22 protein-coding genes and 1 tRNA gene are annotated in these 21,492 nt (G+C 53.9%); 19 read left to right on the forward strand and 4 right to left on the reverse strand.

The window, feature by feature from the left end; genetic code table 11:
* The first annotated feature begins 169 nt into the window (after positions 1-169).
* The 17 genes from CPA57_RS01830 to CPA57_RS01910 all read left to right on the forward strand — a co-directional run bounded on the left by CPA57_RS01830 (position 170) and on the right by CPA57_RS01910 (position 14,123).
* Positions 170-3,001 carry a hypothetical protein gene (locus CPA57_RS01830; RefSeq protein ID WP_182080989.1) on the forward strand — a complete coding sequence of 944 codons (2,832 nt, stop codon included), beginning with the start codon at positions 170-172 and terminating at the stop codon, positions 2,999-3,001.
* On the forward strand, positions 2,998-5,514 hold the full coding sequence (locus CPA57_RS01835; protein ID WP_182080991.1) for a hypothetical protein: 2,517 nt from the start codon (positions 2,998-3,000) through the stop codon (positions 5,512-5,514). The genes CPA57_RS01830 and CPA57_RS01835 overlap by 4 nt, the downstream gene beginning before the upstream one ends.
* 72 nt (positions 5,515-5,586) lie before the next feature.
* Positions 5,587-6,285: a hypothetical protein gene (locus CPA57_RS01840; protein ID WP_182080992.1), complete on the forward strand. Its 699-nt coding sequence runs from the start codon at positions 5,587-5,589 to the stop codon at positions 6,283-6,285.
* Positions 6,286-6,301: 16 nt separating this feature from the next.
* Positions 6,302-7,366 carry a major capsid protein gene (locus CPA57_RS01845; RefSeq protein WP_182080994.1) on the forward strand — a complete coding sequence of 355 codons (1,065 nt, stop codon included), beginning with the start codon at positions 6,302-6,304 and terminating at the stop codon, positions 7,364-7,366.
* Entirely contained in the window at positions 7,363-7,800 is a 438-nt protein-coding gene (locus CPA57_RS01850; protein ID WP_182080997.1) for a hypothetical protein, read from the forward strand. The genes CPA57_RS01845 and CPA57_RS01850 overlap by 4 nt, the downstream gene beginning before the upstream one ends.
* Positions 7,801-7,807: 7 nt before the next feature.
* Positions 7,808-8,104 (forward strand): hypothetical protein, encoded by a 297-nt coding sequence (locus tag CPA57_RS01855; RefSeq protein WP_182080999.1) that lies wholly within the window; start codon positions 7,808-7,810, stop codon positions 8,102-8,104.
* 6 nt (positions 8,105-8,110) lie between these two features.
* Positions 8,111-9,079 carry a hypothetical protein gene (locus CPA57_RS01860; RefSeq protein WP_182081001.1) on the forward strand — a complete coding sequence of 323 codons (969 nt, stop codon included), beginning with the start codon at positions 8,111-8,113 and terminating at the stop codon, positions 9,077-9,079.
* Positions 9,076-9,525: a hypothetical protein gene (locus tag CPA57_RS01865; RefSeq protein WP_182081003.1), complete on the forward strand. Its 450-nt coding sequence runs from the start codon at positions 9,076-9,078 to the stop codon at positions 9,523-9,525. Before CPA57_RS01860 ends, CPA57_RS01865 begins: the two co-directional genes overlap by 4 nt.
* Positions 9,522-11,153: a glycoside hydrolase family 32 protein gene (locus CPA57_RS01870; RefSeq protein ID WP_182081005.1), complete on the forward strand. Its 1,632-nt coding sequence runs from the start codon at positions 9,522-9,524 to the stop codon at positions 11,151-11,153. The genes CPA57_RS01865 and CPA57_RS01870 overlap by 4 nt, the downstream gene beginning before the upstream one ends.
* 8 nt (positions 11,154-11,161) lie before the next feature.
* Complete coding sequence (locus CPA57_RS01875; RefSeq protein ID WP_182081007.1) at positions 11,162-11,788, forward strand: hypothetical protein; 627 nt, start codon at positions 11,162-11,164, stop codon at positions 11,786-11,788.
* Positions 11,785-12,219, forward strand: coding sequence for a hypothetical protein (locus CPA57_RS01880; protein ID WP_182081009.1), 435 nt, complete (start codon positions 11,785-11,787; stop codon positions 12,217-12,219). Before CPA57_RS01875 ends, CPA57_RS01880 begins: the two co-directional genes overlap by 4 nt.
* 67 nt (positions 12,220-12,286) lie before the next feature.
* Positions 12,287-12,625, forward strand: a complete 339-nt coding sequence (locus CPA57_RS01885; protein WP_182081011.1) for a hypothetical protein — start codon at positions 12,287-12,289, stop codon at positions 12,623-12,625.
* A gap of 1 nt (position 12,626) precedes the next feature.
* Positions 12,627-13,034 (forward strand): structural protein P5, encoded by a 408-nt coding sequence (locus CPA57_RS01890; protein WP_182081013.1) that lies wholly within the window; start codon positions 12,627-12,629, stop codon positions 13,032-13,034.
* A complete protein-coding gene (locus CPA57_RS01895) occupies positions 13,031-13,282 on the forward strand; it encodes a hypothetical protein (protein WP_182081015.1) in 252 nt (83 codons plus the stop codon). Before CPA57_RS01890 ends, CPA57_RS01895 begins: the two co-directional genes overlap by 4 nt.
* A gap of 42 nt (positions 13,283-13,324) precedes the next feature.
* A complete protein-coding gene (locus CPA57_RS01900) occupies positions 13,325-13,633 on the forward strand; it encodes a hypothetical protein (RefSeq protein ID WP_182081017.1) in 309 nt (102 codons plus the stop codon).
* Positions 13,630-13,866: a hypothetical protein gene (locus tag CPA57_RS01905; protein ID WP_182081019.1), complete on the forward strand. Its 237-nt coding sequence runs from the start codon at positions 13,630-13,632 to the stop codon at positions 13,864-13,866. The genes CPA57_RS01900 and CPA57_RS01905 overlap by 4 nt, the downstream gene beginning before the upstream one ends.
* On the forward strand, positions 13,863-14,123 hold the full coding sequence (locus tag CPA57_RS01910; protein ID WP_182081021.1) for a hypothetical protein: 261 nt from the start codon (positions 13,863-13,865) through the stop codon (positions 14,121-14,123). Before CPA57_RS01905 ends, CPA57_RS01910 begins: the two co-directional genes overlap by 4 nt.
* 129 nt (positions 14,124-14,252) lie before the next feature.
* Here the strand turns inward: CPA57_RS01910 and CPA57_RS01915 are convergent.
* The 3 genes from CPA57_RS01915 to CPA57_RS01925 all read right to left on the reverse strand — a co-directional run bounded on the left by CPA57_RS01915 (position 14,253) and on the right by CPA57_RS01925 (position 17,262).
* A tRNA-Val gene (locus CPA57_RS01915) sits at positions 14,253-14,327 on the reverse strand.
* Positions 14,328-14,417: 90 nt separating this feature from the next.
* Entirely contained in the window at positions 14,418-16,307 is a 1,890-nt protein-coding gene (locus CPA57_RS01920) for a hypothetical protein (RefSeq protein ID WP_182081023.1), read from the reverse strand.
* 4 nt (positions 16,308-16,311) lie between these two features.
* Positions 16,312-17,262, reverse strand: coding sequence for a mitochondrial fission ELM1 family protein (locus tag CPA57_RS01925; RefSeq protein ID WP_182081025.1), 951 nt, complete (start codon positions 17,260-17,262; stop codon positions 16,312-16,314).
* Between the two features lie 68 nt (positions 17,263-17,330).
* Between CPA57_RS01925 and CPA57_RS01930 the strand changes: the two genes are divergently transcribed.
* A complete protein-coding gene (locus CPA57_RS01930; protein ID WP_182081027.1) occupies positions 17,331-18,488 on the forward strand; it encodes a DEAD/DEAH box helicase in 1,158 nt (385 codons plus the stop codon).
* A 59-nt stretch (positions 18,489-18,547) separates the two neighbouring features.
* Here CPA57_RS01930 and glyA read toward each other — a convergent pair whose 3' ends face one another.
* Positions 18,548-19,843, reverse strand: coding sequence for a serine hydroxymethyltransferase (glyA, locus tag CPA57_RS01935; RefSeq protein ID WP_182081029.1), 1,296 nt, complete (start codon positions 19,841-19,843; stop codon positions 18,548-18,550).
* A 110-nt stretch (positions 19,844-19,953) separates the two neighbouring features.
* Here glyA and CPA57_RS01940 point away from each other — a divergent pair, with 110 nt between their 5' ends.
* Positions 19,954-21,402, forward strand: coding sequence for an APC family permease (locus tag CPA57_RS01940; protein ID WP_182081031.1), 1,449 nt, complete (start codon positions 19,954-19,956; stop codon positions 21,400-21,402).
* Positions 21,403-21,492 lie beyond the last annotated feature (90 nt).

Genomic DNA, 21,492 nt, shown 5'->3' on the forward strand with positions numbered 1-21,492 from the left:
CAGATTTTTAAACAACATTGCTTAACAAAAATAATAATTTTCTATTAATACTAACCTCACAGCGCATAATAATATTATATGCGTTTTTAAATACCACAATTCTTAAAAAAAATAAAGATACACCAGAATTACAAACCCCTGACATGCTCCTCCCCCACCGGGAGGGGTTATGTCATTATTTGCGGGCGGACTGAACACACTCAAAAGCGTTCAGGATGAAGGGCTAGCAGGTCAGCAGTCATCTTTTGACCAGTCTTTAGGTACTTCCATTGTTGATGGCATCAATGACATGCCCACCATTCGCATTGGGAGCTGGCTACAGCGTAAGAATGAGGGAACCGAAGGAGATATTCTAACTCCAGAAGATGCCAATGCCCGCTATGGCATCAAGGATGTTCTCAATTTCGACAAGCCTATTTCTTCCTCGATTGCCCAAACCCTCAATGAGGATAAACAACAGCAGCTCATCAGGCAGAATACCATTCGGAACGGTCCTGGTGGTGTCATCAATCGCACATTAACAGCATTTGCCGGTGCGGCTCCTTCTTTTCTGGACCCCATAAATTATGCTGCGACATTTATTCCCGGCCTAGGTGAAAGCCGCATCGCCATGGTTTTAGGCCGTGCCGCTGCCCGTGCCGAGGGCTTTGGCCTAGAGAGTGTGGCTGATGGTCTTCTCAGTGCCGAAGGGCTAAATCGCCGTGTCGGGGCAGCTTTATCCAGCAATCTTCCCGGTCGTGTGGTCCAAGGTGCCAGTCAAGGTGCTGCTGGCATGGCGGCTTTGGAACCGCTTAATTTCTATCTTGATCGTGACGAACATAACGATTGGAGCATGGGGCAGGCTCTGGGGAACATCGCCTTTGGTGGTTTCATGGGCGGTTCTCTGCATGGTCTTGGCTATGCGCTCGGGAAGCGTCTGGACCGTGCAGGCACCGATGCCAAGGGGCAGGTTCTGGCCGATGGCATGTCATCAATGGCTAGCGACAGCCCTAGCAATGCCGAAAGCCTGCTAAATATCCATGAAGTACAGAAAACTAGAGAAGACCTTGACCGGGCCATGTCAGAGCATGGCGATACGCCCGACATTAGTGCTGGTAGTGATGAAAATTCTTCTGCTTCTGAGGGAAACGAAGACGGTGCGCCCGAGGCACAACAATACCCTCCCCTACGTGATAGGATATCCTCTGACCTCTCCGACATCAAAAAAAGCCATGCTGAAACGCTTGATGAGTCTGCGCTTTATGAAAAGCCAAACGATACACAAAATAATGTCGTATCTGCTGACCCAGTAAGGCTCAAAAAAACTAAAAACCCTCCATCACTTTTTACTTTTCTTAACCGTTATGGCGGGGTGATTGACCAAGGTGGAGATCTAAGAGGGCAAGACATCCATCGCCAGCGCATCGGGCTTATCAGACGCCGTGGTGGTATGCCGCTGGATGATGCTCGAAGCCTGGCCATTCAGCATGGCTACTTAAAGCCTGATGCCGACATAAACGACCTGATAAATGCAATGGTCGAAGAAAGCCACGGTCGGAAGGTGTTCCCCGATGGGCAGATTTTTGAAAAAGAACGTGACTTCGCTGCATTAGATGACCACTACCGTGAGATTGCCGCTGATGATGCCGATGAAGCCTCTTACAACGCTGGCATATCACTGACGCCAGAAGAACATAGACACGCTATTGAAGCCATCCTTTCGGGTATTCATCCAGATGCCGCCGTAGAAGAAGCGATGATGTCCTATCGTCATTCCACATGGGACCGCTATGCCGACATGATGGACGAAGGCAGGGCATTCCATATGGAGCGCATCGGCACAAAGCAGATGCTCCTTCATTCTATCGCCCGCCAGCGTCTGGGTCTTTATGCCAAACATCTTGATTCTGACATTGATAATCTCAGCCTATACGATCTAGCAGAATCAATTCTGAAACATGATAGTTCAGATGACGCCGTAGAACACGCCCTACGTCTCATCGAGAATGGCAAAGGCAAAGGCCATGATGCTTCTGCCTGGCAGGAAACTGTGCAGGAAGCCTATCAGGCAGCGCACCAGCGTCTCGATGAGCTGCAACAGGGTGCAGCCGAAGCCATCATGCGGAACCTGCATGGGTATGAGGACCATGAAGTAACGCAGAGCCGTGCAGGCCTATCTGCCCAAAGAGAAGCTGCTCCCAGACCGGAAACAGGGCAATACACGTCTCCACTTCCCTCTGGCGGCATTGAGCATCTGGACCTTTCAGCGGCAGGGAGCAACCCGGTTATGGTCGGACGGATGCCTTCCGGCATTGAGGGCGTTCCAGACTGGCCTGTCATTCTGGGTGATGGGGAACATGCTCCCAAACTGACAAAAAGCGGACGTGACATAGGTGGAGGTCATGGAAGGCTGCACATCTCCGCCCGTCATGGTGACGAAATCAGAGGTCGTGGTTTTGCTGACATTGATTCCTACATCCGTCACATCTTCCGGAACATGAACCAGATCAGGCAGGATGAAGCGAAAGGCGGCCATGACACTGGTTCCTACTTCTCCGTCCATATGGGCGATGCCAGAGGCAGGAAAGATAAGCATGATACGGCTGTCCTCCATCTCATGAAAGAAGGTGGCTATTACCGTGTCGGTACATCCAGTGCTTTTGAAACGAAATATCTGGAGAAACGAAAGCTGCTATGGGATGGAAGCCGCCTCAACCTATCGCACCCTGCCGAAAAGAATGCCGACCTTCCCCCGTCATCACCTAATAAATCCGGCAGTGATGCCGTGTATACCAGTAGCCGCCACAACAGCACCTCCGACAATGGAAATCTTGCCAGCAAAAGTCAAGCCATTATCGAAGCACAAACCTACTCTGACCAGATAGACCGTCAGCTTGCCACCCTAGGCGATCAGATAAGCCCCGAAGAACTGGCAGAGATCCAACGTGAGAAAACCCTCTCCGATGGCAATGTAGATGCCCTTACCTCCGCTGCTGCCTGCCTGACAAGGAAAGCCCCATGACCCATGATAACCCCTGCTACAACGAGGCAGAGAAAGCCGCTGGCCGTGAAATGTCCAAGGCAGAACTTGATGAGATGTTCGGGCGGCTGGAGAAAGAAGCCGGACGCTACATGAAACAAGGCCTGTCCCCACGGGAAGCACTGGAGAAAGCCGGTGCCCGCATGGCCGATGAGGAACGTCTGGCCGGTATCATCGAGGCTAATGCCCGCAAGAAGAACCTCATCGTCCGGGCCGAACTGCGCCGCCGCATCGTAGCTGGTGATGAAGCAGCCTCTCTGGAAGGTATTCTCGCTGGGAAGCAAAATGGGGAGCGTGATGCCGCCCTCTCTGTGGATGCTAACAGCCATGCCCGCATTGCCCAGCTTCTCGGGCCTCTCATGCACGATCTGGACAAAGCAGGAGTCTTCAAAGCCCTACTGAAGCGTGATGAACAATTTGATGCCGATGTGGCCCGTGAAATGTGGCGTCTGGATGACCCTAAATCTGGAGACGCAACAGGCAATAAGCTGGCTGCCGAAGCCGCTCGCATTCTGTCTGAATATCAGGACACAGTGCGACTTATGCAGAACAAGCAAGGCGCATGGATTGGCAAGGCCGACCATTACGTCACCCGCCAGAGCCATGACATGTGGAAGATACGGGGCGATGGGTCGGAACGCTCTTACCAGAACTGGCGGGACACCATCTTCCCACTGCTGGATGACCGTACTTTTGAGATGATGCCCGCAAAGCAGTCGAGGGAAGACTTTCTCCGTAATGTCTGGCTAAACCTCTCCACGGGTGAGCATGACAATGCCAACGGGCGGGATTGGCTTTCTGGCTTCAAAGGCACATCCAACAAAGCCAAGAAGGTCAGTCAGAACCGTGTGCTGCACTTCAAAGATGCCGATGGTTGGCTGGCCTATAACAAGAAGTTCGGTCAGGGCCATGTAGTGGACAGCATCTTCAAGGGACTCATAAACGGAGCACGCAATGCTGCTGTAATGGGCGATCTGGGCACCAACCCTGAGAACATGTTCCGCAGCATGATCGAAGAAAGCGTGCAGGCCGCTCGTGAGAGGGCTGATGCCAAAATGGTTGATAAGCTCCGCCGGTTGGAAAGAGGTGCCTTGATGGACATCGTGACAGGTAGAGCCAGACAGCCGGCCAACAAGACGGTTGAAACCATCGGGGCCTATGTTCATGCGTGGAACCAAGTGACAAAACTGGGCGGTGTGATGATCTCCTCCCTGCCCGATCTAGCCGTGAATGCCTCTGTTTTGCGGCATAATGGTGTTCCTCTACTGGAAAGCTACTGGAACAGCCTGAAATCCCTTGCACCCGGACTTGCCAGCGAAAACCCAGAAGAACGTAAAGAGATTGCCCGGATACTCGGCGTGGGTTTGCAAGGACATCTTGGGTCCGTCATGAGCCGCTTTTCCGCCAATGATGCCCCTCTGGGAAAGATGAGCGATCTCATCAACAAGTTTTACCGCATCAACGGCCTGCAATACTGGACAGACAGCCTATCAGAAGGCATCGGCATGATGCTTTCCCACAATCTGGGACGTAATGCAGGTCTGGCCTATGAAGCTCTTGATGGAAAGCTAAGATTCAGCCTGAAACGCTTTGGCATCACGCAGCCAGAATGGGACGTAATACGGCAGGCCGTGCGAACAGCGGCAGGAGAAGACCATATCCTACCCAGCGAGATGGGTCGCCTGTCTGATGAGGCTGTGGCTCCCCTCATCGAAAAAGGACAGACAGCCGAGGACGTACGAGACAGCCTGACCCGCAAGCTCTATGCCTACATCACCGACCAGACACGGGAGGGCATGACGGAACCTGATGCCCGCACTCAGGCAACCTTCCGGGGCATCAGCAACCGGCTGGATGACGTGAACCCACTGCTCGGGCAGGCCGCACGGCTGATGCTCCAGTTCAAGAGCTTTCCTCTCTCACATGTCCGCCGTTTCTATCAACGTGAAGTAAAGCGCAACGGGCTGGACCTGCCCGGTATCGTCCATATGATCGCCGCCACGACCGTGCTGGGATATGTTGCCATGCAGACAAAGGCCATACTGGCCGGAAAAGAGCCACGAGATGCAGGCGATGTCCGCACATGGATGTCCGCTATGGCTCAGGGCGGAGGGGCCGGCATTTATGGCGATTTCCTCTTTGGCCAGCAAAGCCGTATGGGGAACGCAGTACTGGAAACAGCGGCGGGTCCAACCCTTTCAGACATGACAAAACTGGCAAGAATTTTCTTCTCAACCCGTGATGAACTAATAGGCAGCCCCGATGCTGGAAAGGCCCGCACCTATCTGTCCGACCTTGTGCGCTTCGCTTCAGGGCAAATACCGGGTGGTAATCTCCCATTTATTAACATCGCACTGAAATATAGCATCATTTACAGCCTGCAAGACATGATAAACCCTGGCTACACGGCCCGCTATGAAAAGCTAGTCAAGCGCAATCAGGGACAGGGCTTCTTGGTGTCTCCTACGCATAATCTCTACAATGCGATCAAATAATATGAAAAGGCACACTAGAATTACAAACCCCTGACACCCTCTCCTCCACCATAAATGATGGAGGTTCTGGGGATGGCTGAAATCCCGACATCTGATGCCCCGGCTACTGATACCGGGACCAGTCAAACCACGACAGAAGCGGCAGACAACACCAGCCTGATGGGCAAAGATTCCTCTACCGGGAATAGTGAGGGGGAAACATCCCCCTCATCTGGCGAACACACTGCTGAAAAGACCGCAGAAGGCGAAGCCAACGGGGAAAAAGAGGCAGAAGATAAGCCCAAGGCACCCGAAAAATACGAGTTTACCCCACCGGATGGCATGGAGATCGACAAGGAAGCCCTGTCTTCCTACGAGGCTCTGACCCGTGAGCATGGGCTGTCTCAAGAGCAGTTCGATGCCATCACGAAACACGGGCTGGAGTTCTTCCAGAACCGCCTGACAGGCCTAGCAGAGCAACATGCCTCCATCCAACAGGGCTGGCGGGACACGGCCCTAAAGGACAAGACGCTCTCCGATGGGGAGAGTCTGAAACCAGAGGTCATGCAGAACGTGGCCCACGTCTTCAGCCAGTTCGGGGGCGAGAAAGACGCCCTCCGCAAGGCTCTGGTCGAGACCGGGGCGGGCAATCACCCTGCCGTCATCCATGCCTTCAATGCCATCGGGAAAGCCCTTGGGGCTGCCCAGACACCCGATCGGGGAAAACCGGCCAGCGAGCTGAAAGACAACAGCTATGAGGCCATTGCCCGCCGCCGTTATGGCTCCAACTGACAAGGACAACTGAACCATGTCGCTCAATAGCAGCACATTTCTGACACTGGCTGACTGGGCTGCCCGCCGTGACCCCAATGGCGGCATTGCCGATACCGTCAACCTGCTCTCTCAGACTAATGAGATTCTGGATGACCTGATCTTCAAGGAAGGAAACCTTGCGACCGGCAACAAGACGACCGTCCGCACAGGCCTGCCATCAGCCACATGGCGTATGCTCAATTATGGTGTGCCTCGTGGCAAATCCACCACCGCACAGGTAACAGATACCTGCGGGATGCTGGAAACCTATTCCACCATCGACAAGGACCTCGCCAACCTTGAAGGCGATGTCGCCGCCTTCCGTCTGTCTGAAGACCTCGCCTTCCTTGAGGGCATGAACCAGCAGATGGCCCGCACCCTGTTTTATGGCAATGAACAGAAGGACGTTGCCGCATTCACAGGTCTTTCTCCCCGCTTCAACACGCTGGATACTAGCAAGGCACCGTCTGCTGCCAACGTGATGGATGCGGGAGGTCGTGGCAGCACGAACACCTCCATCTGGCTCTGCTGCTGGGGGCCGACATCCGGCTTTGGTATCTTCCCCAAAGGGTCCGTTGCTGGTCTTCAGCAGAAGGATGTCACGACTGATGCGCCAATTCTTGATGAGAATGGAAACCCGTATCAGGCCTACCAGATGCATTACAAATGGGATTGTGGCCTAACCATCCGTGACTGGCGGTATTTTGTCCGTATCGGCAATATTGACGTCTCCAAGCTGACTGGCCCGGATGCAGCCAACCTAATTGCCCTGATGGCTGCTGCCTGCTTCAAGCCGCCGACCATGCCCAGCTCTGCCTCCAACGTGCAGGCTGCAACACGAGCTACAGGCGGTTCTCCGCTCTCCTTTGGTCGTCCTGCTTTCTATGTAAACCGCACGATTGCCTCTGCCCTGTCCATTCAGGCCATGAACAAGACGAACGTGCTGCTCACGCAGGACCAGTTCGATGGCAAGCCGGTGCTTCGCTTCCGTGGCATCCCCATCCGTGTGGTGGACGCCATCATGAACACAGAAGACACCATCACAGGATTTGCATCATGATTACCGACAGACTGCTCAATTTCTCCAATGCTCAGGACCTGACACAGGCCCCCGCTGGACAGGATACGCCTTCTACCAACGTCATTGACTTCTCCCAGCCCCGTGACTTCGGGCCGACCGAGGGCTTCAAGGTCTGGGTAGAGTTTCCCAATACACCATCTCCGAACAGTGGCAGGCTGGACGTGAAGATTCAGGTCTCCACTGACAACCAGAACTGGAACACGCTGGAAGAGCTGCCGGGCATCGACCTCTCCCTCATCGGGCCGGGCAGCCCGTTTGCTGTCCGGGCAAAACCGGCTTTTGCAAACACGCCTTACCGCTACATGCGCCTTACCTATAACCCGGCACAGGCCATGTCCAACTGCACGGTGACGGCTGGCATCAATCTCGATGTTCCTGCCCAGATTGCTTATCCTAAGAACTACGTAGCGTGAGGCGATCATGGCAAGATACCGCATCACACAGAATAGCTTCATCAACGGTCACTTTGTGGCCGCTGGTGAGGACGTTGATTATGCAGGAATCCCCGGCTTCAATCTTGATCCGCTGGATGATGAAGCTCGTGCCGCCAAGGAAAAGGCTGGCTTGCTGGCCCAGAGGGATGTGAACAGTCGGGAGTTTCAGGAAGACTTGACACGACCCGATGGTGCGGCTCCCCAGCAGGAAGACCTGCTTGCTCCCAAAGCTGATGAACCGGCCGTAGATGAGAAGGCTGGCAAGAAGTCTTCTAAAGGGTAAGGCATCATGACGACAGCCATTGACCTCTGCAACAGGGCCATGATGCGTCTTGGAACACAGAGCAACATCACAGCGTTTGATGATGGCTCTGTGGAGGCCAGTGTCTGCGCTGCCTATTATGACGATGTACTACTGAGCCTGCTGGCCCATCCGGCCAGCTTCGGCGGACCTTCCTACACATGGCAGTGGCCCCGCTGTGTGGGCACGGGCACGGCTGTCTCCAGTGATAGTCCGCTCTGGCGGTATGAAATCCTTCTTCCGGAAGACAGCGTGCGGGTTCTGAGGGTCGATGATGGGAAGACCGTCAAACCCGTGGACCAGCGCATGAAGATGTTCGACCAAAGGAATAGTTTTGGCGAGGGCATGGGCAAAGCTGGCGGGCCTGTTTTACGCCCTGTCATCCTAACGAACAGCCAGACCGTCAGTGTGACCTATATCACCAAAAGCGTGGATATCGACTACTGGCCGCCTGCCTTCCGCCGTGCCTTCTGGCTCTGTCTGGCCTCATCAGTTGCTACCACACTCGGCATTGACGGCAACACGATTGCAGCCGTGGAGCAGGAGGCCAGCCGTGAGGTAGAGCGGGCCTGTCTGGCTGACCAGCGTGTGGATGTTGTCAGCACTGAGACCATGCCTGACTGGCTGGGTGTGCGCTTCTCTGGCCTCGGCTATGGGCACCATATCCATCAGACAAGCAATACGCTGGATGCTGGTTATATAGCGGGTGGCAGCCAACCCCCCGCACCTGCTGCAGCTCCTTATGCGCCGCCCATGGGAAAAAATGGCGTCATCCCTACAGGGCTAGAGACCAGAGACATTGCAGAGGGAACTTATAATTACATTCCGTCTGATGTTCCTGATGGCCGCATAGGGATTTTGACTATCGGCAGAAGCCCCGTTGGTTGGCGTAGGCCATATCACACAGTCACTATCAACCCTACTGCTAGCGATAAGACGGGAGAATATGACCGATGAAGGATATTAGTTCATATCGTGGCAGTGCATCATTCCCACCATGGCGTGATGATTATATTCCAACGGCAGATGAGTGGCTAAATTGCTTCTCAAACAAAGCAGACTCATCAAGCATTGAAGATCTGAAAAAATCATTATTCCCAGATAAAAATGGAAGCAACGATAATAGTGAACAAAATAGTATTCTTAACAGCATTTTAAGCAGGGTAACTTCATTAGAAAATGAAGATAAATATTTATCTTCATTATGTTACCTAATTAAAAGGCCATACCATTACATCACAGGAACATATGATGATGTTGATGAAACATTCTTTTCCCGTGAGCAGGCCAGTATCGCCGTGAAACTCTCCTCTCAACTGGCATGGGCCGCCAACCAGCAGCAACAGGCACGGTTCACACAACGCCTGATTGTCGAAGCTAAGAAGGCAGGATTATACAAATGAGCGCTGTACTGACATCATCTTCTGTCCTGACAGATATTGTCCAGACAGCACAGGGGCGATCTTTCTCTAAATATGCTCCGCTAGCGCATTTCTCTGCCGCCCCCTTCCGCAACGAGATTTACAATAACCCCTATAGGGAAGGCTCTAATAAAAACGGCGTTGCTCTGTCGGCTAATGAATTCGCCATGATCAACGCTGGCCAGTATCGCCCATGGATTAACGACCCGTGCCGGGCCATCTGGGACGCAGACAACAAACTCTGGCGGGCCTTCGTATTGACCAACAATAACCCAGAGGATGACCAGCAGACCTGGGTTGAAGTTGTGTCTCCCGATCTTGAGAACTGGGTGGCCAACCGTATCCCCTTCTATCTCGGCAGCCTTGATCAGCCTGTTCTTTGGGGCGGTTCATTCATCGTGGATGAGAAAAACACCTCTGGCTACGGGGCCGGGTCTGTTCATTATCTGGTCTCTATCCCCGGCGGAGGTGGCTATAGCCAGCAGAGTGTGGCCAGATTTATCGCCCCCAAACTGGGACTATCTCCTCTTTACGATGGGGTGGTTCTGGGCAACCCGGGGGTAGGCAACATCGTCCACGCTCCCGGCATGGATTTCCGTGATCCGCGCGTAGATTGGGATGATGCCGCCGGACACTGGCTAATGAAGATCACCGTGGGTTATGGCATTGCCTTCTATTCATCCCCCGATCTGAAAACATGGTCATTCCTGAGCATCATCGATCTATCTGCCTGGCAGCAGATCGAAACCCCCGATCTGGTCCCCATGACGGCACCAGACGGCTCCCGGAAATGGGTGCTGTTCTTCTCCCTGAAAACATGGGATGGCCAGCCATATTCCACCGTGGGTTATCTGGTCGGAAACTGGGACGGAACCACGTTCACGCCCGATTTCTCCACTCCCAAGCTCCTAAACTGGGGCAGCGATTATTATGCCCAGGCTATCTGGCAGCATGGCGGGACAACCTATTGCTGGGCATGGATGGGCAACTGGAATTACAGCCAGATGCTCCCGACACAGGGATTTGCCGGGAACCAAAGTGTCGTCACAAAACTGGGACTAAGGAAAGATACTGATGGAAAGCTGGCTTTACACATCAGTCTGCTCGAAACTCAGCGACGGCACTATCCAGAGTTTACACAATACTGGCAGATCAACCTCTCCACATCTGGCACAAGCAGTTGGTCTCCAGATGTGGCTAATCCGGGCATTTCATGGCGGGCAGATTTTTCCCTATTGCGGCCCAGCCCGACAGCATGGGCTGATGTCACTTTTGAGTTTTGCTCAGACGGCACAAACTACACCCGCCTGATCATCCAGCCCAGTGCAGGGACTATCACGCTCCAACGCTCCCAGTCTGGGGCCGGACCATTGCAGACAAACGCTCCAACAGCACATGCGCTCTGGCAGAAAGACCGTGTTGCCCCTCTGCCTGCGCAGCTGGAATACAAGGTCACAGTCATCTTTGACGGCAGCGTAGTGGAAGTTCTCATCAATGAGCGAACTTACCTTTCCAGCCTGATTTTCCCACCGGAAACAGCGTTCGGCATGAGCCTGTCTGCTTCTGGAACAGGTGGGGCAATCATCCGTTCATTCAAACTCTCTTGCTGAGGTAACTTATGGCTTTTCTTCAACAAACAGACCCTGTAGCGGGGCAGCCCGTCACTGTCACTCTTCCGTATCTGGATCAGAACGGAACATTGCAAATGGGGCAGATTAAGGTCGCACCGGGCAAAGATGCCGTGCTGCCAGATAATATCCTGACATCTGACGAAATACAGAATTACGTTCTGGGTAACCTCGGCAGTGGTGATACGGACCAGAAAGCCGTTGGTGTTCACTGGAATGGCTACGCCGACACGCCAATGATGGTTGTGGGCAGCCTACCGGACCAGAAATATTCCTCACTCTTGGGAACAAACCAGAATGGCCTGTACCTGACAAATTTCGGGAACATTATTCCCGAGATGCCTGCACAAAGCCGCATGATGTTGCAGACATTCACAGCCACGGGTGTTCAGGACGGTAATACAATCACGTTCCCACAGGCGTTCACTAGCGATGATGTCAAGGTGTTCATCACACCGAAAACACCGTCTGCAACGGGGTCCTGGTCTCCACCTATATGTGGCTGCAACAACATCAATCGCTATGGTTTTGGTCTGACACGCTTCTTTACAGATGGCACACCGAAAACATCGGTTGGTGACATTTCAATTCTAGCAATCGGGAAAATCGGCGCATGAGCAACAAGTATTATGCTATCGTTAAAGCAGGTTCAGACCTGACAAAGCCCTGCCTGGTCGTTGGGTGGGTTGCCCAGCCTATTCTACAGGATGGCACGAGCACTCCTTACCAGGCAGCCCCCGGTTTTGAGGAGGTTCCCCTTGAAATTAGTGATGAAGACTGGGCAGAACGGATGGCTAGCCCGCAGAACCCCACGCAGCTAAATCAGGGCAAGCTGGAGCCATATGTTGCCCCTGTTCCGAGCCTAAAAGAACAGGCCACCAATGCCCTCCAGCAGGCGCGGCTAGACGTCTACAACAACTACGGAATACTCGGCGAACCGACACCAGCGGCGTGGGTCACCTATCTCCGTGCGCTAATGACGATCTCAAACGGCACAGACACCACCAGCACGTCCCTGCCAGAAGAGCCCAGCGGGTCTGAGACCTGATACCGCCTGCCAAACGAGACAATGAACAGCCGCCCATGAGGCGGTTTTTTTATACCCAGAGGATACAATGACTGAGATCACCCGTGAGGAGTTCGAGCTGTTAAGGAGTGGCCATGCGCAACTTACCGAACAGCATAACCAGACCCGTGAAAGGGTAGCCGCTGGCGAAGCGATGCAGGCCCGTCACGACGATGACCTTGCAAAATTGAGCAACAAAATCGACAGTCTCGCTGAAAAAATGACGGGGTGTATTTCCGCACTGAGCAATCAGCTGCGCGAAAGCAATTCATTACGATCCAGAATTGTGACAGCTGCCATATCAGGTGGCGCAGCTGTCGGTGGTGGCGTTGCGGTGGGGCTGTATCAGCTGATCCACACTCTCTATCCCCATTTTTTCGGAGGCTGACATGACACCTCGTGGCATCCGTAACAACAATCCGGGCAATCTCAATTTCGCTCATCAGGCCGGGGCCGTTCTGGAACCCGGACCCAATGCCAGATTTGCCCGCTTCCCCACCGCCGAGGCGGGACTTGAGGCCCTTCGTGACCAGCTCATACGCTATATCGTGCGGGACAAGCTCAATACCGTAAATGCCATTATTGCGAAATGGGCCCCTCCCAACGAAAACAACACATCTGCCTACGCACAGTTTGTCGCTCGTAAAATTGGTGTGGAGGCCTCTGCCAATCTAGGGCCTGTTACCCCAACCCTAATAGGGGAAATGATGACGGCCATCATTGAATATGAGAATGGCCAGAACCCTTATGGGGACCTAGTCGCACAGGTGGCCGGTGTGCAGGAGGCCGCAGCATGAAGCCCCTGCACTGGCTGCGCCAGCCGACAACCCTTCAGGGCCTGTCCCTCATCATTGCCGGTCTGGCCGGAGCAAGAACAGGAGCACTGAGCAGCGGCCTGGCCACAACCCTCATCGGGGCTGCCATCCCGCTGCTGCTGCCAGACAACAGCACGGCACGGGCCATCGCCTCCGCTGCCATCCCTCCGGTTGTCGAAGTTCTGGAAAAGAACGCCATAGCCGGGAAGGAACCCCGCAGGCCGGGTTGACTGAACCCGGCTCTTTCATCCCTCCTAGAAAAGGAAATCACCATGTCTGACACCAATACTGCCTCTTCCGTCATTGACGGTCTGTTCTCCCTCATCGAGAGCGCAATGGGCGACAGCGAGAGCGTGAAAACCAAAACACGCCTGCATCTGGCGTCCACTATCCTCGGCGGCATCTCCGATGAAGCGGCCTCTCTTCTGGCTGATCGCTTTGATACCTCGGCCCTCTTTGCTGGCATTAGCCGTGTTGAGAGTGGGCTATCCGAAGTGGAAGGGGGCATCCATGATGTGCTGGCCGCCATGAAAGAGAAGAAGCCTGCGCCGAATGCGGCACAGGTCAGTTCCGCAGCATGATGTATGTTTATGCTGGTTTGGGGGTGGCGACAATCGCCGCCCTCACCCTATTCGGCTGGGTGCTGTACCGGGCCGGACGAAACGCCGCCCGTGTTCTATCTGAACAGCAGAACGTAACTGAGGCCAATGCCCAGAACGCCACCATGGCCCGCATGAATCGGGCAGCCTCTACAGCTCCCCAGACAGATGATGAAGTGCTGGCGAAGCTGCGAGATGGAAAGGAGGGCCAGTGATACAGAAGGAAAGCCCGCTCTGGTTATACGTCCCCTGCGCTCTGGTTCTGGCCTGTGGCATCGCCCTACTAGGTGGGTGCAGTGAGGTCCGCATCCGCCAGCAATGCCTCAACCTGCGGACGCCTACAGTAGAGCAGCAACAGGGTGCCTATGCAGAGATGGTGGCTCACCCAGAACTGAAGAACGTCCGTATTCAGGCGGCTGATCTGGACTATGCCCTGCGGGAAAATGCGGCCTGCTGGGGGAAGAAGCCCTGAAAACGCTGTGTCAGTTTTGTGTCAATTTCTATGACGACTCGCACGTTTCTACGATCATTCATGAACGATGGCGGATGGCGAGGCAGCCGCTAAAGACAGTCAAAAACGGCAGTTTTCTAGGGAAATCCATGGTGGATGCGACAGGGATTGAACCTGTGACCCCTGCCGTGTGAAGGCAGTGCTCTACCGCTGAGCTACGCATCCATCTCTTTGGATGGCCGTCTTATACCCCTACCCTTTACCTCTGGCAAGAGGAGATACAGGATAACATACAGATTATTTTAACATTATCCTTCAAAAACCAAACATATGGTCCAGAGAAAAGCCCCCTGCTCCATTCTCCAGCCCATGATAACCAAAGAGACGACAGGTCAAATCCCGTATCAGAACGTAACCACCCTCTCCGGCCTGATGTAACAATTCCGAATCAAACAGATCATCAGGCTTCACCAGATAAGAGCCGGAAGGCTGAATGATAATGGTCTTCTGTGCCAACTCATGACCATCGACACCATAAAGGTACAAACATGTCTGTGACGGTTGACGCCCCTCACGTAAAGACGTGGGATAAATCAAATAACAGAAACTCCGCAGCATCTCACCATCAAGCCGCTGACCCAGCTTCAGAAACAGCCTGGTCGTCAAACCGGGTGGTGGCCCAGCGTAAGATTGCGGCTCATTTCGCCATGTCATCATGGTGTTGAAAATATGCCCGCCAAAACTTGTCTCTGCGGCATGATCTGTCTGGATATGCCGGTACCGCATCAAGGCATGGGGCCAACCATCTCCATCTCCACCATCTCGAAAATCATACACTAGTTCCGCATGCCCCGGTTGATCCAGCAATTCATGTAATGCAATGGCCTCCCGATGATTACGCGGCAGATTCCCTAGAAAATGACTACCGCACCCCCGTCCTGATTCATCAAACAGATCAAGCCTCATCGGCATACTCGTAAGTGCCTCAGACATAGGATTAGGTTGTACAAAACTAGTGTAGGATGCCGGATCAGGTACCGGGAAAGGCAGTACAAAACCACGCCCTAGCAACGGCGACATGCTACGAATAGCCGGGTCAGGCAGTAGATTGGCACGTTCTACATTCATATGTGCAATGCGGGTCCGCCCCCTCTGCACAACCTCATAACGTGGCCGCACCAGATGCTGCCCTGAACGAAGCTCCAGCTGCGCCGGCCACTGTAGGGTCGGAAATAACGCTCCAACATCAATCGCAACGGTCTCATACGGTCCGACAACCCGTTCCACCGCCCGATGATGGTCTTCCCCCATTGGGTTCAGCGTGATTGCCCCATCAGGAATGGCCGTACCGTGGCTATTCTGCACCCAGAGAAGCACCGTCTCCCCCTTATCTGGTGCAGGCAATGTCGCAAACCGCATGGAAGGCCACGCATTAGCATCATGCGTAACAGAGAGGCTGGGGTCTCCATTCCGGCCAAAACTGTCCAGAGCATATTTTACGACATCATGCCCCTTCGCCCCGATCACATGGATGAAAAGCTGTCCCGTAAAGTGCGGCAGACCGAAATCTTCCTTCACCTTACGGCTATCAATGATCACACCCCCATTGGGGTCTTCCACCTCCTGATACCATTCCGCCATGATGTGACCAGAGCCATCAAACAATCGAAGCCAATAGCGAATCTCTGTTGCGCCATAACTCGACCAATAATTCGCCGTAACCAATCTTGTGCTGAAATGCTCCGTCTCCCGGAAGAACGCAAAATTAATCGCAAAATTGCATTTATCCAGATAAGGCCGCCGATATGGCAAAAAATCATCTGGCAGCTTTGCTTCGCCCAGCGTGTGAAGAAGCTTCTCCCCCAGAACACCCTCAAGACGGGTTCTCATTCTGGCATCATCAAATGAAAGAGCCAGTACGGCATCCGCCTTGATCTCGGCTAGATGCACGATGGCTCTTTTCTGACCACCCAATCCATCGGGCTGCCCGACCTGCTCGCTATCATGAGTCAGAATAACTGACGGCTGGATGGCTGGATATAATCCTTGGACCGTTGGCAGATAATCATCCGGGTCATAAACAGCAAGCGTCTTACCCGTAAGCCTCTGCTCAAGTGCCTTCATCGCATCAACAACCAGAGGATGGGACAGGGCCTTGTAAAGGACATTCCCCCCCTGCGGGCCAAATGTTTTTATATTCAGCATAAGGTTATCCTTCCTGACTGAATTGGATACGATGATGTATTTCATCAGCCGCCAATGTAGTATCGTCAAGTCTTTCGCAGGGCATAAATGATATGTTCCTTAAAGAAGACTGAACACGTCCCGCTTTTTCAAGTATGGTTAAGAAGCGTTCTATCCGGGATGACCGCCCCTTTAGAGGGAAAATACATACAGGTCTTTCCGTCGCCACCGCCTCTGACATCATGGAAACACTATCCTGCGTGACTGCCAACGCATCAGAACAAGCCAATACCCCCATATAGGGGTTTTCTCCTCCGTCCCCTTCCATCACGACAGCACCCAGAGGAGCCAGACGCTCTTGAAGAACAGCTAGAGCCCGACGGGACGTACGTCGGGAAGGTGTCAACACACACCGGGCATTCGTCAGTCTCATGAAAGCAGCCAGTTCATCCGATAAAGCAACCGCTTCGGCTTCTTCCAACCTATAACGGCCATTCGAACCGCCGAGAAGCACACCCAGAACCTGCTGCGCCCCTGCACGGATGCGCTCCTTCCATTGCCCGACAGCTTGGTCCAAACGAGCCGGTGTGACGTCATGCATGGCCGTACGGACCGACAACACATTCGGCCCCACAAGGCGGTCATGCTGACTAGCCACAACGAGGGCAAAAGGAGAAAGTTGTGCCCGTGGATGCTGTATCTGCACTACAGGCAATCCATAATGTTTACCCAAAGCCGCCCCAGCGACAGCACCTTTCCCCCCCACACTAATGATGAGACGGGTTGAAGGGGTAAGGCTGAATGGGGCAAATAGACCCAGAGCATGCGGCCAAAAGCGGACGGGCAAACGTGAGACCAGTTTTTCCTTGTTGATAACAACAGGGTGAAACGTCCACGAAAACCCCGCTCGCTCTGCCAAACCTCGCCCCTGCGACCTCATCCCGGCGAAATCTTCGGCTATGATGGCTGCGTGCATTCCTAATCTCCTCCGGGTATGGTCCCGTCCATCACACCAACATCCTTCTTCTGGCAAGACTGATCTTCATGACACAAACAGATTTCACGGACCTTGGCCTTTCCGGCCTACTTATTCAGGCGGCTCATAAAGCAGGCATGACAAAGCCAACGCCTATCCAGCAGCAAGGTATCCCTCCCCTTCTGGCAGGCCGTGACGTTCTTCTACCCGGCCAGACCGGCACAGGAAAAACTGCCGCCTTTGTCCTCCCTGCCCTCCAGAAGCTGGCCAGCATCAAGCAGGAAGAAACAGCCGATTCCATTCCGCGAGTTCTAATACTAGAACCTACCCGAGACCTCGCCATGCAGACAGCTAGCGTCTGCCGCCAACTTGGCCGCCAGCTTCCCCTCCGCACACGAGTGATCTGCGGTGGCGTGCCTCGTGAGCAGCAAGCTCTTTCTCTGGCACAGGGAGCCGACATCATCGTTGCCACGCATGGGCGGCTTCTGGATTTTGTAGAAAAAGGCGAGCTGTCGCTAGAACATATCGTCTATCTAGTACTGGATGAAGCAGACCGTCTTCTTGATGAAGAATTTTCGGCCAGCATGACAGCTCTTGTGCCCTATATTGCTGACCGTCCCCAGACTATCTTCTGTTCGGCCACCTTGCCGGAACCTGTCATGGCGTTAGCAAAACGGGTTACGAAAGACCCCGTCCGTGTCGAACCCGGTGAGGAAGAGGTCACGCCACGGCGCATCCGCCAGCAAGCCCTATTCATCACAGAAGCACAGAAAGAACCGCTCCTTCTAACAGTGCTAGAACGGTCAAAGATACAGACTGGCTCCAAAACGGGCCGGGTCATCATTTTTACGAAAACGAAGCAAAAAGCCGATTCTGTTGCAAAGCTGCTAAGAAAAGCCGGTTATAAAGCCATTGCTCTTCACGGTGGCCAGACACAGGGCGACCGGAAGAAAACGCTTGAGCGTTATCAGACGCAGGCTAATTCCATTCTCGTAACAACGGACATTGCCGCCCGTGGCTTGGATATTGATGATATCCAGTTGGTCGTGAATATGGACCTACCACAGACGCCAGAACTCTACATCCACCGCATCGGCCGGACAGCCCGTGCAGGGAAACAGGGCCGGGCCGTTACCTTCGCTACGCTAGATGAACGGACCCGCCTACGCGATATTGAAAAGCACATCCAGTACCGCATCCGCATCATTACAGCGGAAACACTGTAGGGATAGCTCTTCCGAGGTGGCATGACTGTTACGTCATGCCACCTCGGCTTCAGCCTTAATCAGGCAGAGGCACGATCATAGATCGGGAAGCGAGCGCACAGCTCCTTCACATCCTTACGGATACGCTCAAAGGTAGCGTCATCATTCTCATCAGCACTCAGCACGGCATCAATCATGCGGGCCACCTGACGGAACTCTGCCTCACCGAAGCCACGGGCCGTAGCAGCCGGGCTACCCAGACGCACGCCAGAAGTCACGAACGGCTTTTCAGGATCGAACGGCACGGCATTCTTATTGGCGGTAATGCCAGCACGCTCCATCAGGGCTTCAGCCTTCTTGCCGGTCACCTTCTTGGGGCGCAGGTCCACCAGCACGAGGTGAGTATCCGTACCACCCGTCACGATGTCGAACCCGCATTTCAGAAGTTCATCAGCCAGCGCACGAGCATTAGCCTGCACACGCTGCTGATACTCCTTGAACTCACCCTGCAGGGCCTCACCAAAGGCTACAGCCTTACCGGCGATGACGTGCATCAATGGCCCACCCTGAAGACCAGGGAACACCGCAGAGTTGATCTTCTTGGCAATATCCGCATCGTTGGTCATGATGATACCACCACGAGGACCACGCAGCGTCTTATGTGTCGTGGAGGTCGTGATATCTGCATAAGGAACCGGACTCGGATAAATACCAGCAGCCACCAGCCCAGCAAAATGGGCCATATCCACCATCAGAGAGGCACCGACCTCATCAGCAATCTTGCGGAAACGGGGGAAATCAATCACGCGGGGATAGGCAGAACTACCAGCCACAATGATGCGGGGCTTATGCTCACGAGCCAGACGCTCCATCTCCTCATAGTCGAGCAGACCGTCTTCACCACGCACGCCGTACTGCACGGCATTGAACCACTTACCGGAATAGTTCGGGGCTGCACCGTGGGTCAGATGACCACCAGCGGCAAGGCTCATACCGAGGATGGTGTCACCCGGCTTTGCCAGTGCCATGAAGGCCGCCTGGTTGGCGTTGGCACCTGAATGCGGCTGGACATTGACGTACTCAGCGCCGAAAAGCTTCTTCAAACGGTCGATGGCAAGGTTCTCGACCTTGTCCACATCAACGCAACCACCATAATAGCGGCGGCCCGGCAGACCCTCGGCGTATTTGTTAGTCAGGACAGAACCCTGAGCCTCCATTACGGCGAAGGACGCCATGTTCTCAGAAGCGATCAGCTCGATGCCATCCTGCTGACGTTCGAGCTCGGCATTCAGGATTGCACTGACCTCATGATCACGCTCTTTGAGAGCGGCATGGAAAAAAGAGTGCAGACCGGCCTGATTGGTGCTTTTGGACATTATCATCCATACTCCCCGCAAAAAAACTCTTTTCTTTCTATAGGCGCGAGAGCCAAGCGCGTCTATCGTTGCACGTTAATTACGTTTAAAAAATGCGAGAGTGTCCTTCAATGACCTTGCCCTTCTGGCAAACCAAACAAGTTCCCCCTCCAGAGAGCCAAAATAACGGGCTGAAACGTGTGTTCGGCCCGTGGCGTCTCATCGCCATGGGCGTTGGTGTTACCGTTGGGACAGGTCTTTTCTCCCTTACCGGTGTTGCCGCTGGCCAAAATGCAGGGCCAGCAGTGGTTATCTCCTTCCTCATCGCTGCCATTGCAGCCAGTTTTGCCGGGCTTTGCTATGCCGAGCTAGCCGGAATGCTGCCTGCCGGTGGCTCGGCCTATGCCTACGCTTATGCTGGACTGGGCGAGATTGTCGCGTGGATCATCGGCTGGGACCTGATCCTTGAATATACAGTCGGGGCCGCTGCCGTAGCCTCCAGCGCTTCGGGTTATATTGCCTCCCTACTCAAGGGATGGAACATCATTATTGATCCACGATTACTCAACCCACCAGGGACCACCGTCACTATGCCGGATGGCCATACAGCGCAGGCATGGTGCAATGCTCCGGGGATGCTGCTCCTCTTCATCATCACCCTGATGCTGATGCGGGGGACCAACTTTTCCGTCCGTCTTAACTCACTGGTTGTGCTGATCAAGATTCTCGTCATTGTCGGCCTGATCATCGTCTGCACGCCTTTTGTTGATACCAGCCACTTCCATCCCTTCATCCCTGCCAATACGGGAGAATTCGGGCAGTTTGGCATCAGCGGGATCATGCGTGCTGCTGGAATGGCCTTCTTTGCCTATGTCGGTATTGATATTGTCTCCACAGCAGCGCAGGATACAAAAAATCCCCAACGCAACATGCCGATCGGCATTCTGGGCAGCCTACTGACCTGTGCCGTCATCTATGTCGTCTTTTCCACCATCCTTGTTGGTGTGGTGGACTATCACACCCTCGCCCATGACCCCAGCCCCGTCGCCACAGCCATGGACAAGATCAATATGCCCTGGATGGCGGTCTTGGTGAAAATCGGCATTACATTTGGCTTTATCTCCGTCTTGTTTGGCCTGCTCATCGGGCAAAGCCGCATTGCCATGAACATGGCCGAAGATGGGTTGCTTCCCACCTTCATTGCCCGCCTTCACGAGGGTACCCGCACCCCGTGGACGGCGCACATCGTCACCGCCGTAGCGGCTGCTTTGCTGGCCGGTTGCGTCCCCATCGCCACTTTGGGAGAAATGACCTCCATTGGAACACTGCTGGCCTTCGTCATCGTCTCCGCTGGCGTTACGGCTCTGCGCCTCCGGGCTCCGGATGCACCACGCAGTTTCCGTGTACCGGGTGGGCCGTTTGTGATTCCCCTGCTAGGCATCATCTCCTGCGGCATCGTTATGGGGTCCATGAGCGGTCTAACATGGGTCCGTCTGCTGGTCTGGTTGGTTCTAGGGTTCTGTGTCTATTTCGCTTATGGCATCAGAAAAAGCCGCTTACGCAATAACTCTATCAATTAGGGTAGAAATTTATAATATTATTCCATAGAAGAGGGCTCACTATAGATGTGGTGCCCTCTTTGGGCACCGCCTCTGTCTGAAATAACAACC

Origin of the sequence: Bombella favorum (genome assembly GCF_014048475.1) — a bacterium.
Classification (GTDB): domain Bacteria; phylum Pseudomonadota; class Alphaproteobacteria; order Acetobacterales; family Acetobacteraceae; genus Bombella; species Bombella favorum.

Excerpts from the sequence above, each read along its gene's own strand:
- CPA57_RS01835 (WP_182080991.1), top strand. The coding sequence starts at position 2,998 with ATGACCCATGATAACCCCTGCTACAACGAGGCAGAGAAAGCCGCTGGC.
- CPA57_RS01930 (WP_182081027.1), top strand. The coding sequence starts at position 17,331 with ATGACACAAACAGATTTCACGGACCTTGGCCTTTCCGGCCTACTTATT.
- CPA57_RS01940 (WP_182081031.1), top strand. The coding sequence starts at position 19,954 with ATGACCTTGCCCTTCTGGCAAACCAAACAAGTTCCCCCTCCAGAGAGC.
- CPA57_RS01905 (WP_182081019.1), top strand. The coding sequence starts at position 13,630 with ATGATGTATGTTTATGCTGGTTTGGGGGTGGCGACAATCGCCGCCCTC.
- CPA57_RS01840 (WP_182080992.1), top strand. The coding sequence starts at position 5,587 with ATGGCTGAAATCCCGACATCTGATGCCCCGGCTACTGATACCGGGACC.
- CPA57_RS01880 (WP_182081009.1), top strand. The coding sequence starts at position 11,785 with ATGAGCAACAAGTATTATGCTATCGTTAAAGCAGGTTCAGACCTGACA.
- CPA57_RS01855 (WP_182080999.1), top strand. The coding sequence starts at position 7,808 with ATGGCAAGATACCGCATCACACAGAATAGCTTCATCAACGGTCACTTT.
- CPA57_RS01860 (WP_182081001.1), top strand. The coding sequence starts at position 8,111 with ATGACGACAGCCATTGACCTCTGCAACAGGGCCATGATGCGTCTTGGA.
- CPA57_RS01895 (WP_182081015.1), top strand. The coding sequence starts at position 13,031 with ATGAAGCCCCTGCACTGGCTGCGCCAGCCGACAACCCTTCAGGGCCTG.
- CPA57_RS01875 (WP_182081007.1), top strand. The coding sequence starts at position 11,162 with ATGGCTTTTCTTCAACAAACAGACCCTGTAGCGGGGCAGCCCGTCACT.
- CPA57_RS01870 (WP_182081005.1), top strand. The coding sequence starts at position 9,522 with ATGAGCGCTGTACTGACATCATCTTCTGTCCTGACAGATATTGTCCAG.
- CPA57_RS01845 (WP_182080994.1), top strand. The coding sequence starts at position 6,302 with ATGTCGCTCAATAGCAGCACATTTCTGACACTGGCTGACTGGGCTGCC.
- CPA57_RS01850 (WP_182080997.1), top strand. The coding sequence starts at position 7,363 with ATGATTACCGACAGACTGCTCAATTTCTCCAATGCTCAGGACCTGACA.
- CPA57_RS01900 (WP_182081017.1), top strand. The coding sequence starts at position 13,325 with ATGTCTGACACCAATACTGCCTCTTCCGTCATTGACGGTCTGTTCTCC.
- CPA57_RS01865 (WP_182081003.1), top strand. The coding sequence starts at position 9,076 with ATGAAGGATATTAGTTCATATCGTGGCAGTGCATCATTCCCACCATGG.
- CPA57_RS01920 (WP_182081023.1), bottom strand. The coding sequence starts at position 16,307 with ATGCTGAATATAAAAACATTTGGCCCGCAGGGGGGGAATGTCCTTTAC.
- CPA57_RS01890 (WP_182081013.1), top strand. The coding sequence starts at position 12,627 with ATGACACCTCGTGGCATCCGTAACAACAATCCGGGCAATCTCAATTTC.
- glyA (WP_182081029.1), bottom strand. The coding sequence starts at position 19,843 with ATGTCCAAAAGCACCAATCAGGCCGGTCTGCACTCTTTTTTCCATGCC.
- CPA57_RS01830 (WP_182080989.1), top strand. The coding sequence starts at position 170 with ATGTCATTATTTGCGGGCGGACTGAACACACTCAAAAGCGTTCAGGAT.
- CPA57_RS01925 (WP_182081025.1), bottom strand. The coding sequence starts at position 17,262 with ATGCACGCAGCCATCATAGCCGAAGATTTCGCCGGGATGAGGTCGCAG.
- CPA57_RS01885 (WP_182081011.1), top strand. The coding sequence starts at position 12,287 with ATGACTGAGATCACCCGTGAGGAGTTCGAGCTGTTAAGGAGTGGCCAT.